Source organism: Bacillus sp. PS95 (assembly GCF_037963565.1).
Taxonomy (GTDB): domain Bacteria; phylum Bacillota; class Bacilli; order Bacillales; family Bacillaceae; genus Bacillus; species Bacillus subtilis.
The window spans coordinates 3296980-3310149 of record NZ_CP150160.1 but is presented as its reverse complement, the minus strand read 5'-3'; the positions used below and the strand labels follow the sequence as shown (position 1 = coordinate 3310149).

The 13170-nt window shown below is 49.0% G+C and carries 13 protein-coding genes; 10 read left to right on the top strand and 3 right to left on the bottom strand.

Translation table 11 applies throughout. From position 1 onward, the window contains the following. Position 1: 1 nt before the first annotated feature. Complete coding sequence (locus NSQ12_RS17320) at positions 2 to 904, top strand: carbohydrate ABC transporter permease (protein ID WP_339175248.1); 903 nt, start codon at positions 2 to 4, stop codon at positions 902 to 904. Between the two features lie 13 nt (positions 905 to 917). Further along, positions 918 to 1772, top strand: coding sequence for a fructosamine kinase FrlD (gene frlD, locus NSQ12_RS17315; protein WP_088326899.1), 855 nt, complete (start codon positions 918 to 920; stop codon positions 1770 to 1772). 24 nt (positions 1773 to 1796) lie between these two features. On the opposite strand, the gene frlR is transcribed toward frlD, so the two are convergent. Next, positions 1797 to 2525, bottom strand: a complete 729-nt coding sequence (frlR, locus tag NSQ12_RS17310) for a transcriptional regulator FrlR (protein WP_003228628.1) — start codon at positions 2523 to 2525, stop codon at positions 1797 to 1799. A 181-nt stretch (positions 2526 to 2706) separates the two neighbouring features. On the opposite strand from frlR, the gene ugpC reads away from it, so the two are divergent. After that, positions 2707 to 3810 carry a sn-glycerol-3-phosphate ABC transporter ATP-binding protein UgpC gene (gene ugpC / locus NSQ12_RS17305; RefSeq protein WP_024572486.1) on the top strand — a complete coding sequence of 368 codons (1104 nt, stop codon included), beginning with the start codon at positions 2707 to 2709 and terminating at the stop codon, positions 3808 to 3810. A 33-nt stretch (positions 3811 to 3843) separates the two neighbouring features. Here ugpC and NSQ12_RS17300 read toward each other — a convergent pair whose 3' ends face one another. Both NSQ12_RS17300 and NSQ12_RS17295 read right to left on the bottom strand, forming a co-directional pair. Beyond that, positions 3844 to 4710, bottom strand: coding sequence for an endonuclease I family protein (locus NSQ12_RS17300; protein ID WP_009968119.1), 867 nt, complete (start codon positions 4708 to 4710; stop codon positions 3844 to 3846). Between the two features lie 81 nt (positions 4711 to 4791). Further along, on the bottom strand, positions 4792 to 4929 hold the full coding sequence (locus tag NSQ12_RS17295; RefSeq protein ID WP_003228634.1) for a hypothetical protein: 138 nt from the start codon (positions 4927 to 4929) through the stop codon (positions 4792 to 4794). Between the two features lie 222 nt (positions 4930 to 5151). Between NSQ12_RS17295 and allC the strand changes: the two genes are divergently transcribed. From allC to pucE, 7 genes are all read left to right on the top strand, one after another. After that, positions 5152 to 6390: an allantoate deiminase gene (allC, locus tag NSQ12_RS17290; RefSeq protein ID WP_163138387.1), complete on the top strand. Its 1239-nt coding sequence runs from the start codon at positions 5152 to 5154 to the stop codon at positions 6388 to 6390. Positions 6391 to 6406: 16 nt separating this feature from the next. After that, positions 6407 to 7657, top strand: coding sequence for a (S)-ureidoglycine--glyoxylate transaminase (gene pucG, locus NSQ12_RS17285; RefSeq protein ID WP_160243215.1), 1251 nt, complete (start codon positions 6407 to 6409; stop codon positions 7655 to 7657). A gap of 228 nt (positions 7658 to 7885) precedes the next feature. Then, entirely contained in the window at positions 7886 to 8878 is a 993-nt protein-coding gene (locus NSQ12_RS17280) for an XdhC family protein (RefSeq protein WP_198878521.1), read from the top strand. Next, entirely contained in the window at positions 8875 to 9492 is a 618-nt protein-coding gene (gene pucB, locus NSQ12_RS17275; RefSeq protein ID WP_339175242.1) for a xanthine dehydrogenase accessory protein PucB, read from the top strand. The genes NSQ12_RS17280 and pucB overlap by 4 nt, the downstream gene beginning before the upstream one ends. Beyond that, positions 9489 to 10322: a xanthine dehydrogenase subunit C gene (pucC, locus tag NSQ12_RS17270; RefSeq protein ID WP_097080579.1), complete on the top strand. Its 834-nt coding sequence runs from the start codon at positions 9489 to 9491 to the stop codon at positions 10320 to 10322. Before pucB ends, pucC begins: the two co-directional genes overlap by 4 nt. Continuing rightward, positions 10323 to 12560 carry a xanthine dehydrogenase subunit D gene (pucD, locus tag NSQ12_RS17265; RefSeq protein WP_327839262.1) on the top strand — a complete coding sequence of 746 codons (2238 nt, stop codon included), beginning with the start codon at positions 10323 to 10325 and terminating at the stop codon, positions 12558 to 12560. It abuts the gene before it with no gap. Continuing rightward, on the top strand, positions 12551 to 13072 hold the full coding sequence (pucE, locus tag NSQ12_RS17260; RefSeq protein ID WP_032722466.1) for a xanthine dehydrogenase subunit E: 522 nt from the start codon (positions 12551 to 12553) through the stop codon (positions 13070 to 13072). Before pucD ends, pucE begins: the two co-directional genes overlap by 10 nt. The last annotated feature ends 98 nt before the right edge of the window (positions 13073 to 13170 follow it).

Here is a 13170-nt window from a genome sequence, read left to right as displayed (position 1 = left end):
GATGCTGCCTCAGAAGAAGACAGATTCGTTCAGATTGGAGCCTGTGCCTGACCAGCACATTGAGGTGAAAAGAAAGCCTAGACGAAAATGGTATATCGGAGAAACGTCTGTGTGGGTTTTTCTGTTTCTTTATCTGATTGCGATTGCCTATCCGCTTCTCTGGATGGTGATGAGCGCCTTTAAAAACTCTGACGATATTTTTGAGCACAGCTGGTCGCTGCCGTCTTCGTGGCATCCGGAAAATTTTGTTTCCGCCTGGAACCAGGGGATTTCTTCTTATTTTATGAACAGTGTCATCGTTACGGCGCTGACGTGTGTGATCACTGTCTTTATCAGTGCATGGGCAGCGTATGGCCTTTCCCGGTTTGAGTTTAAAGGAAAAGGATTCTTTTTGGTGCTATGTCTTGGCGGATTGATGCTGACGCCGCAGGTCAGTCTTGTGCCGCTTTATTCTATTATTCAGTCGCTTGGCCTGTACAATACGTATTGGGCGTTAATCCTGCCGTATGCGGCTTATCGGATCCCATTCACCATCATTTTGATCCGCTCTTATTTTTTTTCTATTTCAAAAGAATTGGAGGAGGCGGCCTATTTGGATGGGTGTACAAGTTTTGGAGTATTTTTCAGAATTTTCTTACCGATGAGCGTGCCGATTTTGGTGACATCCGGCATTTTGACGGCTTACCATACATGGAATGAGTTTATGTTTGCGATTATTTTCATAGATGATGAGAATTTGCGGACCATTCCAGCCGGGCTGATGCAGTTCAGAGACGCGCTGCAGACAAACTGGGGCGTCCTGCTGGCGGGGTTAACGATTTCAGCCGCGCCGATTATTATTCTATTTTTATTGATGCAGAAATATTTTGTCCGCGGGATTGCAAGCGGCAGTGTAAAAGGATAAAGGAGGAAGCGCTATGAAATTGATTGCGGTTGGAGATAATGTTGTAGATTACTACCAGGATCAAGAAACATTTTACCCGGGAGGAAATGCCTTAAACGTTGCTGTGCTTGCCAAGCGGCTCGGGCATGAGTCTTCCTATATCGGAATCGTCGGCAATGACGAAGCCGCGGCGCATCTGTTGAACGTTCTCAAGCTGGAGCAGGTCAATGCAGATTATATCCGCCAGGCGCACGGGGAAAACGGGATGGCGATTGTCACCCTTGATGAACAGGGGGACCGTATTTTTGTCAGGTCAAATAAAGGCGGCATTCAGTCCCGGCTTCGGCTCGTGTTCCAGGAGAAAGATATAGCCTTTATCAGCGGACATGATCTGCTGCATACGAGCGTGTACAGCAGGCTTGAGAACGATCTTCCGAAGCTGTGCGGGCTTGTCCCGGTCTCATTTGATTTTTCAACCAATCGGGAGGATGATTATTTGAGGAGGGTCTGTCCTTATGTGACGTATGCGTTTTTTTCAGGAAGCGATTTGAGTGAGTCGGAATGCGGTGAGCTTGCCAAAACAGCTCATGGATACGGAGCCAAAATGGTTTGTATGACCCGAGGGGGCCAAGGAGCAATCCTGTCTGCGGGTGATCGAGTCTATCATCAGCCGATTGTGGAAGCTGATATAATAGATACACTTGGGGCGGGAGATTCTTTTATAGCAGGCTTTTTGACTGCCTTTTGCGTGAAGCAGGATATAACGTACGCTTTGCGCCAGGCTGCTGAAACGGCTGCGAAAACATGCGGTGTGTACGGAGCTTTCGGCTATGGCTATCCTTATCGCTTGGAGGACGGGGGAAGCAGTGAAAAAACGAGAATACTATAAGCAGTGTCTCGTTTTTTATGCCTGTTATGTGTAGGGGCTGTTGATGGTAAAAGTGACACGGTTTGTGTGCATCAAAAACAATGAGCAATAGATTGGCTGGTCGTTTGATGTAAAAGCCGTTTTATCAATTTCAAACAGCGCATCCCCGATATCACAATCCAGGTATTTGCTTTCCTCCTGCTGGGCATATACAACGTTTAATAGCTTCGTATTGTGCGTGGGTACAACTTTGTATTGCTGTTTCAAAATATCATGCATGGAGACGCCGTCAGCAATAAAGGTATCAATGCCGGGAAACAAATCAAGCGGATAATGCGTCACTTCAAAGGTGAGAGGCTGATCATCATTATATAAAATCCGTTTTAATTCAACGACAGGGCTCTCGGGTTGGATTTGAAGCTTTTCTGCGATGGGTTTTGACGCTGGAATGATGTCATGGGACAGCACATGATGCTTCGGTTTTTTGCCGGTTGATTCCATAAATTCCGAGTAGCCGTTTACAGCGATCAGCTCTCGTTTTAATTTAGGGCTTTTAACGAACGTTCCCTTTCCCTGCTGCCTGATCAGATAGCCTTCTTCGACTAAATCGAGAATGGCTTTCCTGACGGTGATGCGGCTGACGTTATACTTGGTGCAAAGCTCGTTTTCGGTAGGCAGCTTGGCGGTTGGGGAATACACGCCCTTTTTGATGTCATCAGTGATGATTTGTTTTAGCTGAATGTATAAAGGTGTAGAACTTCCGTTGTTTAACAAAGGGTAGCCTCCTTTTAACCTATTATTTATATTATAATGTATTATGACGTTATAATACAAATTTACATTTTTTATTTTAGAAATATAGCAAAAATGGGAATCGATTACTCTAAAAATAACAGAAAGACCAAGTTGTTTCCAGTGACGAAATAACGGGTCAAAAGATAGGGGGACTTTTCTGATGGCTTCATTAACATTTGAACACGTCAAAAAATCATATCACTCACAATTAACCGTGAAGGACTTTGATTTAGATGTAAAGGATAAGGAGCTTTTGGTGCTGGTGGGGCCGTCAGGATGCGGAAAATCAACAACGCTGCGGATGGTGGCTGGATTAGAAAGCATTTCTGAAGGAAATCTTCTTATTGATGGGGAGCGGGTCAATGATCTTCCGCCGAAAGAACGTGATATTGCGATGGTATTCCAGAACTATGCGCTTTATCCGCATATGACGGTTTTTGATAATATGGCGTTTGGATTAAAGCTCAGAAAGATGGCGAAACAGGAAATTGCCGAGCGGGTTCATGCGGCAGCCAGAATTTTAGAAATTGAACATTTGCTGAAGAGAAAACCGAAGGCGCTCTCCGGCGGGCAGCGGCAAAGGGTGGCGCTTGGCAGGTCGATTGTGAGGGAGCCGAAGGTCTTTTTAATGGACGAGCCGCTTTCTAATCTGGATGCAAAACTAAGAGTGACGATGCGGACAGAAATCAGCAAGCTGCACCAGCGATTAGAGGCAACGATCATTTATGTCACGCATGACCAGACCGAAGCAATGACTATGGGAGATCGGATTGTCGTCATGAATGAAGGGGAAATCCAGCAAGTGGCGAAACCTCATGACATTTATCATTACCCGGCCAATTTGTTTGTCGCAGGCTTCATTGGCTCTCCTGGGATGAACTTTTTGAAAGGCATCATAGAACAGCAGCATGGCGAGCTGTTTTTCACAAATTCTTCGATCCGGCTTCATATTCCTGAAGAAAAAGCAAAGCGGCTGAAGGAAAAGGGATATGCCGGAGAACAGATGATTGCCGGTGTACGGCCGGAGCACATCACACAAATGACAGGAAATGACCAGTTGTTTGATTCAGTGTTTCAAGCGAAGGTGGAAGTGAATGAAAATCTGGGCTCGGAGCTCATAGTGCATGTCATGGCTGGGGACGAGCGGCTCAAGGTCCGCCTGGACGGAAACACGCGAATCGATGCAGGCGATTCAATCCAGCTCTCAGTGAAAATGGACCACGTCGTCTTTTTCGATGCGGAAACGGAAGAGGCTGTGTATTAGAAAAAGGTGCTCCTAAAAAGGAGCACCTTTTTCTTACGGCCAAATCTCATCCGCCCATTCAGGGTGGTCGATAAATGGATTGCGGTTGTGCTGATATTTTTCATAAATGATTTCATTTCTTTTCCGCTCGCGGTCGTCAACCGGATCCTGCTTATTCCATTCGAGCAGGACAGATTGTTTGCCATGATAAGGAGCTGAGCCGTTGCCTGTCTTATCATTAAGCTCAAGATCAGGATAGCCGTCATCACCCTCGTAACGGACAGCCATGTAAAACAGCATGCGGGCAACATCGCCTTTCACATCATCGCGGGGCTCCCATGAATCGCCGTCATAATAATTTCCGGGTGCCTTCGCATATTCAGTGCCGCCATTGTCAAAATCCATATTTCCTCTGGCGCTGTTAACTTGAACATCAGCCGGGCGCAAATGATGAATATCAGTACCAGGTCCCTTGCTCGTACCAAAATCGCCATGGGATTTCGCCCAGACATGCTCGCGGTTCCAATCGCCGACATTGCCGCCGTTCAGGTTTTTGGAACGCGATTCATTCGTATAGAGCAGGATGACGTTATTCGGATTTCTTGGGTCTTCATCCGTTTCTTTCAGCGCGTTCCACACTTCGCTGTAGGACAGCATCGTGTGTCCGCTGATAATACGGTGCAGGGTGCTTTTTAGCGAGTCTCCTGTTTTACCTTCAGCCCCTTCATAATAGGTATCTGTGTCAGCATAGGGTGCAGCGGGGGCGGCTAATGAGAGAAGGCTTCCCGTTCCTGAAGGGGAAGACGCCAATCGGTCATTAAGGCTTAATGTGGTTTGCGCGCTTGCTGAAGCTGCTGGCGCAAGCCATCCGGAAATCAGTAATACACAGACGAGCGGCAGAAACCATGCTTTTTTTGTCATCACTTGCCCTCCTTTTATCAGATCATGTCTATTATCTAAAATTGAAATAAAGGATAGAAGTGTCATTTTGTATATTTTTCATTAAAATTGTAAATTAGTCCCTTTGGAGGAGGCGGAAATCTCCTGTTTCCATATCTTTAGGTCCTGTTTTTGCGGGCTGCCGGCATTTCTGTTTTCATCCGTTCCGCGAACATCGCCTCTCCAGCTTAGCTTGTTCATATGAAAGGCATTTTGACCCTCTCTTTCGCTCTTGCTGGCTCTCTTCCTTACCGTGTTTTCTTTTGACCTTTACATCAAAATAGTTGTGACATGTAGGGTGTATCTGGTTGCTGGATGGATACTGTGGCTAAAAAATAAACGTTTTTTTGGTTAATCTGTCAATGAACTATCATGTTGCTCCTTCTATAATGAAGTCACCATAGCGGCCAGAGGGGGGAGTACATGGAAAAGCAGAAGCTTTCAGTAAAAAACAGCATCACAGATTATATTGAATGGCTCGCCCAATACGGTGCGTCTGCGGATGGCGGCGTAACGAGGCTTTTATACACAAAAGAGTGGATGGACGCACAGCTTGCTGTGAAAACGGAAATGTCTTCTTTCGGGCTTGACACAAGATTCGACGATGTCGGCAATGTGTTTGGAAGGCTTTCGGGCACCCAGTCTCCGGATGAAGTCATTGTAACCGGGTCACATATCGATACTGTCATCAATGGGGGGAAATACGACGGCGCCTATGGTGTTCTGGCGGCAATGCTTGCGATAAAGCGGCTCAAAGAGACATATGGAGCGCCGAAAAAAACACTCGAAGCGGTATCCTTATGTGAGGAGGAGGGCAGCCGTTTTCCAATGACCTATTGGGGATCAGGGAATATGACGGGTGTTTTTTCATTACAGAATGGAGCAGAGCCAAGAGACGAATCAGGAGTCTCGCTGCAACATGCGATGCATGAGAACGGTTTTGGCAAAGGTGTGTTTCAGGCAGCATATCGGACAGATATCAGCGCTTTTGTTGAGCTCCATATTGAACAGGGACAGACATTGGAAATGTCAGGACGGGATCTCGGGATTGTGACAAGCATTGCGGGACAGAGGCGCTATCTCGTCACGCTGGAGGGGGAATGCAATCATGCGGGAACCACCTCCATGAAATGGCGCAAGGACCCGCTCGCAGCCAGCAGCCGTATCATTCATGAGCTGTTGCTGCGGTCGGAGGAGCTGCCGGATGAGCTCCGTCTGACATGCGGAAAAATAACGGCAGAGCCCAATGTAGCCAATGTCATACCGGGCCGCGTCCAGTTTTCAATCGATATTCGCCATCAGCATCAGCATGTGCTGGAACAGTTTCATCAAGACATGGTTGCTTTGATCAACGGCATTTGCCATCAAAAAGGAATTCGCGCCGTGATTGATGAATATATGCGAATAGAGCCTGTGCCGATGGACGAAAGGCTGAAGGCTGCGGCTTTTGAAACAGCATTAGAAAACGGCTTCAGCTGTGAGAAAATGGTGAGCGGAGCAGGGCATGACGCGCAAATGATCGGAAGGCGCTATCCTGCTTGTATGCTGTTTGTGCCAAGCCGAGGCGGCGTCAGCCACTCACCGAAGGAATATACGTCAGCCAGACAGCTTGAGATCGGCATCCGCGCACTGACTGATTTATTATACAAACTGGCTTACTGATAAAGGAGGAATGGCTGTGTCAGGCAGAAGAGAATTATGCACCCCGTTAAGAACGATTATGACGCCGGGGCCTGTTGAGGTTGATCCGCGTGTATTAAGAGTAATGAGCACCCCGGTTGTCGGCCAATTTGATCCGGCGTTTACAGGCATTATGAATGAAACGATGGAGATGCTTCGGGAGCTGTTCCAAACAAAAAACCGCTGGGCATACCCGATTGACGGCACTTCACGGGCGGGAATTGAAGCAGTGCTGGCTAGTGTGATAGAGCCGGAAGATGATGTGCTCATTCCCATTTACGGCCGTTTCGGTTATTTGCTGACTGAAATCGCCGAGCGATATGGGGCAAATGTTCATATGCTTGAGTGCGAATGGGGAACGGTTTTTGACCCGGAGGACATCATACGGGAGATAAAAAAAGTGAAGCCGAAAATTGTGGCCATGGTGCATGGAGAAACATCGACAGGACGGATTCACCCGCTGAAAGCCATCGGCGAAGCCTGCCGCACCGAGGATGCATTGTTTATCGTCGATGCAGTCGCAACAATTGGGGGCTGCGAGGTTAAAGTCGATGAATGGAAGATTGACGCTGCCATCGGCGGAACGCAAAAATGTTTATCTGTGCCCTCAGGAATGGCGCCGATTACATATAATGAGCGGGTGGCGGACGTGATTGCAGCTCGCAAAAAGGTGGAGCGGGGGATTGCGTCACAAGCTGACAGGGCAGCGCTTTCGGGAAATCGGCCAATTACAAGCAACTACTTTGATTTGAGCCAGCTTGAGGATTATTGGAGCGAAAGACGGCTCAATCATCATACAGAAGCGACGACGATGCTGTACGCCTTACGTGAGGGAGTCAGACTGGTGCTTGAAGAAGGCCTTGAGGCGCGTTTTGAGCGGCATCGGCACCATGAAGCCGCATTAGCAGCAGGGATAAAGGCAATGGGGCTAAGATTGTTTGGAGATGACAGCTGCAAAATGCCTGTTGTCACCTGTGTCGAAATTCCCGGCGGCATTGACGGCGAGTCTGTCCGTGATATGCTGCTGGCACAATTCGGCATTGAAATCGCCAGCTCATTCGGCCCGCTTGCAGGGAAGATCTGGAGGATCGGCACGATGGGGTACAGCTGCAGAAAAGAAAACGTGCTATTCGTGCTTGCCGGGTTAGAGGCTGTGCTTCTCAGACATAACGCAGGAATCGAAGCAGGAAAAGCGCTCCAAGCAGCGCTGGATGTGTATGAAAACGCTGGCCGCCAGGCGGCGGTGTAAAGAAAAGCTTGCGGAACTCCGCAAGCTTTTTAACGATATGATTTCGTGTTTTCTCCAATCTGATTTTCTTCGTTTGACTCTTTTTACAAATCCTCTTTCTATGTGTTTCATTTTCTGACAAATCATGAGTCATTTTTTCTTCCATCGTCTATTCTTTATACAAGTTACCTATAAAATCATGCTGAACTAGTTGTTTCTCACGGCAATTTTCGAGAGGAGGATGCAGCATTGGGGAATTTTCACAAGATGTTAGATGCGCTCCTGGAAGACCAGGAGGAGGCTGTACTGGCGACAATTGTTCAAGTTGAAGGCTCCGCGTATCGAAAAGCAGGCGCCTCTATGCTCTTTAAGAAAAATGGCAGACGGATTGGCTTGCTGAGCGGCGGGTGTGTGGAAGAAGATGTATTCCAAAGAATCAGTGCGCTGGGCGATCAGCTCACACCAACGCTGATTCCCTACGACATGAGGTCAGAGGACGATCTTTCTTGGGGCATGGGAGCCGGGTGCAATGGCATTATTCATGTTCATGTGGAGCGAATCACTCAGGAAAAAAGGCGGCACTATGAGAAAGTGAGGGATTGCCTTCATTCAGGCAAAGCTGTCACTTCTGTTATAAAGATTGGATCCTCACATTATTTATTTCTGACGGAGAACGGGCATTTTGGCAACTGGCCGGACGCGCCTCTGCAAGATATTCAACGTACTGTTTCAACGCTTCATTTACCGCATTTCGATCAAACCACTAACATGTTTATTCAGCGAATTGAACCGAAGCCGCGTTTCATTCTGTTTGGGGCGGGACCGGATACTGTACCGCTGGCCAATTTGGCGGCTGACACAGGGTTTTCTGTTATCGTGACGGATTGGCGGTCCGCTTATTGTACATCCTCTCTTTTTCCAAAAGCGGATCAGCTGATCACCGCTTTTCCGGAACAAATGCTTAGCGAATTTCAATTTTTTCCGCATGATGCAGCTGTTGTGGCAACGCATCATTATCAGCACGATAAAACGATCATCAACTTCTTATTTTCTCAAAACCTCCATTATATTGGACTGTTGGGTTCGGCAAACCGCACGAAACGGCTGCTGAACGGAAAACATCCTCCGTCGCACTTTTACAGTCCGGTCGGGCTGAAAATCGGTGCGGAAGGTCCCGAGGAAATTGCGGTAAGTGTAGTTGCAGAAATTATTCAAACAAGAAAACGGCTGGCGGTTGTATGAGAAACCCCTATCTGATCGGCGTGTTTCTCGCTGCTGGCAAAAGCAGAAGAATGGGTCAAAACAAGCTGGCTTTGCCGCTAAAAGGAGAAAACATAGGCTCCCTTTCTTTGAAAACTGCTCTGTCGTCCCGCCTTGATCACGTGCTGGTCGTCGAGCGGACAGAACATGCTTCCCTTGAGTGGATAGGGGCGCCGTATCACGCTCCGCCTTTTCAAAAACGCTGGAGCCTGCACGTTTGCCAAGACGCAGAAAAGGGTCAGGGGCATTCAGTCAGCAGCGGGGTGAGAAAAGCAGAAAGCATGGGGGCGGACGGCGTTGTCATTTTGTTAGCCGACCAGCCTCAGCTTTCCGTCGATCATCTCGATGCCCTTATGGCACTGGCTCCTGAGTCATTTGCCGTGTCATCGTTTTTAGGGGCGTTCACCCCGCCAATCTACTTCTCGTCGGCTTGTTTTCCTTATGTAAAGGGGTTAACGGGAGATGAAGGGGCTCGCAGGCTCCTGAAAAGCGGACAGCTTGGAGCAGGAGCGGTTTTGGAGGCAAAGGATACCGGCGAGTTGGACGATATTGATACACCCGAGGAATATGACATGGTAAGGAGGGCGATGGCTTGAACGGCCAAGTGACAAAAGCAAGGATGAATATTCAATTATGGAGGCCGACAGCGCTTGATGAGGCCTATTCGCTTTTAGAGAAGCTTGCTCCGGATGTGTGTGCCGCATCGGGAAGCACGCTGCTTCAGCTTCAGTGGGACAAAGGAACTCTGCCGAAACAGCACCTTGTCAGCCTTGAAGGGATTGACGAGATGCGAGGGATCAGCGCCAGTGACACCCACGTGTCGATCGGGGCGCTCACATCACTGAATGAATGCAGAAAGAACCCTTTGATCAAGAGCGCGCTTGGCTGTTTCAGTGACGCTGCTTCCGCTGTCGCTGCACCGGGGATTCGCAGCCGTGCCACGATTGGCGGCAACATAGCGAGTAAAATCGGTGATTTCATTCCGCTTCTGCTTGTGCTTGGTGCTGAGCTTATCGTATATCAAAAGGAGCTAATCAGGCTGCCGCTTGGCGCTTGGCTCAGTGAGGAAGACTTTAGAACGGCTATCGTCACGCGTGTCATCATTCCGCGGGCGGAGGGAGAGCGTGTATTTTATCACAAGCTTGGAAGGCGCCAGGCTTTTACAGGAGCGGCTGCTGTTGCAGCTGGACGTTTTTTGAAAGACGGCGGCATTCGCCTCGCCGCTGGCCATGCCGATATCACTCCTAGGAGATTATTGGACAGCGAAGCGAAATGGATGGCACCAGGGTGGGACTCGCATGAGCTGTACAAAACACTTATTCATGAGCTGCCGTTTTCCTCAGATGCTTTTATGTCAGCGGCATACAGAAAAAAAGCCGCTGCCAACGTCATCATGGCAGAGCTGATGGCTGAGGGAGGGGAATAAATGATCACCAACAAACCGTCAAGAGTCAGACCGGATGGAAGGGATAAGGTCACAGGGGAATTGAAATATATGACCGATCTCAGCTTTCCAGGAATGCTGTATGGCAAGGTGCTGAGAAGTGCTTATCCTCATGCAGAGATTGTGTCGGTTTGCACTATAAAAGCTGAGAAAATGGAAGGCGTGCAGGCCGTCGTCACACATAAAGACGTTCCCGGCTTAAACCGATTTGGCATTGTCATCCCTGATCAGCCGGTTTTATGTGAGGACAGGGTGCGGTATGTCGGGGATGCGATCGCCGCAGTTGCTGCGGAAACGGAAGAAATCGCGGAAGCGGCGCTGGAGCTGATTCGAGTTGAGTATAAAGAGCTGGAAGTCATGGATTCACCAGAAAAAGCGCTTCGGCCGAATGCGCAAAGACTGCATGAGGACGGGAATATCCTGCACCGCGCATTTTTTTCAAACGGCGATGTGGAAGAAGGGTTTCAAGCATCTGACACAGTCCTTGAAGAAACCTATGAGCTGCCGCGGCAGATGCATACGTATATGGAAACGGAGGGAGGCGTAGCCGTTCCGGAAGACGACGGGGGTTTTACGATGTATGCAGGAACCCAGCACGGCTATAAAGACCGTTTCCAGCTTGCCCGTATTTTTGACATTCCTGAAGAGAAGATCAGGATTGTGTCAAGTCCGATGGGCGGCTCGTTCGGAGGGAAGGATGAGCTGAATATTCAGCCGTATGCCGCGCTTTTGTCACTGAAAAGTGGACGTCCTGTCAAAATCCATCAGACACGAAAGGAATCTGTACGGTCTGGCATTAAGCGCCATCCGATGAAGATTACGATAAAAACGGGTGCGGATCATTCGGGAAATCTATTGGCGCATGACGTGAAAATTGTGGCGGACACAGGCGCATATGCTACGCTCGGACCGGCTGTTCTTGATTTTTCTGTCGAGCATGCCGCGGGGCCGTACCGTATTCCGAATATCCGGACTGAAGGAATATCAGTATTTACGAACAACGGGGTGGCGGGGGAATTTCGAGGTTTTGGCGGCAACCAAATCACATTTGCACTCGAAACCCATCTCGATCGTCTCAGCGGCATGCTCGGCATCGACCCGCTCGAGCTGAGAAGAAAAAATATCAGAAAACCGCATGACTTGGGGCCGCTTGAGCATCGAATTACACCAACTGACGGAGCGGCACAGGTGTTGAATGCCATATCTAAATCTCCCATTCTTACAAGAACCAGCCGGAACTGCGGGTATCTGCAAAGAGGCACGGGAGCGGCAATTACAATGCACGGCGGCGGGCTGGGGTATGGCCGAATGGATGCGGCAGGAGGCCGTTTGTCCCTTTCGAGTGAAGGCAAAATCACAGCATCGTTCGGATTTGAAGAATGCGGACAGGGGATTCTAGCAGCGATTGAACAGATTGTCATGGAGGAGCTAGGTTGTGCCGCAGAAGATATTTCCATTGTTATTGGGGATACCGCAAAAGTGCCGAAGTCAGGCTCCTCCACAGCATCCCGCGGCACAAGCATGGTGTGGCACGCGATCCAGCGTTTGAAGAAGCCGTTTCTAGCCCAGTTGAAAAAACGGGCGGCAGAATGGAGCGGCTGTTCAGCGGAAAATCTTATTCCCGGCGCTGCAGGCTTGCGTGACAAAAACACAAAGGCGCTCGTGGTGACGTATAAGGAGCTGGCTGAAAAAGGCCCTTTGGCAGAGGAAACGGCCTTTGACTTTCCAACAACGCCTGATCCTGTGGTGGGCGGCCATTTCCTCTACTCATTTGGAGCGGCTGCCGTTGAGGTGGAGGTAGATCTGTTAACAGGCGATGTCAAATTGATAGATTGTGAGCACGCTATTGCGGCAGGTCCGGTTGTCAGTCCGCAGGGATATCGAGGTCAAATTGAAGGCGGCGCTGCCATGGCACTCGGCTACACACTGATGGAGGAAGCGAAAATGACGGATGGCCATTATGCTGCGGAAAATCTCGATCACTATTTGATTCCCGGAATCAAAGATGTTCCTGACATGAAGCTGATTGCAATAGAAGACTTAATGAAGGGAGACGTATATGGACCACGCGGTGTTGGCGAAATCGGAACAATCGCCATCACTCCGGCGATTGTAAAGGCAGTACATGATGCGGTCGGATGCTGGATAAACAAGCTGCCAATTTCAAGAGAAGAGCTGCTTGAAGCGATAGACAGAAAGGGGCTGAAGCAATGGACGTAAAAGAGGCCGGGCCATTTCCTGTAAAAAAGGAACAGTTCCGGATGACCGTGAATGGGCAGGAGTGGGAGGTTGCTGCCGTTCCTACGACACATCTGAGTGACCTGCTTAGAAAGGAATTTCAGCTGACCGGGACAAAGGTGTCCTGCGGAATCGGCCGCTGCGGAGCCTGCTCTATTTTAATCGACGGAAAACTGGCCAATGCGTGTATGACCATGGCTTATCAAGTGGACGGCCACTCCATTACAACAATCGAGGGCGTACAAAAAGAGGAACTGGATATCTGCCAAACCGCTTTTTTGGAAGAAGGAGGCTTCCAATGCGGCTACTGTACCCCAGGAATGATAATTGCGCTTAAAGCACTGTTTCGGGAAACCCCTCAACCTTCTGACGAAGATATAGAAGAAGGGCTGGCGGGGAATTTGTGCCGGTGTACCGGGTACGGCGGGATTATGCGGTCAGCTTGCAGGATTAGAAGAGAGTTGAACGGAGGGAGACGGGAGTCCGGCTTTTAAAAGCCGGACTTTTTTAGCCTCAGTCAGACAGCGCGATCAAGACGCAGAAGCGTTGTGGGAAAACACACGATAAATCTCGTAGAACTTGACAGCTTCTG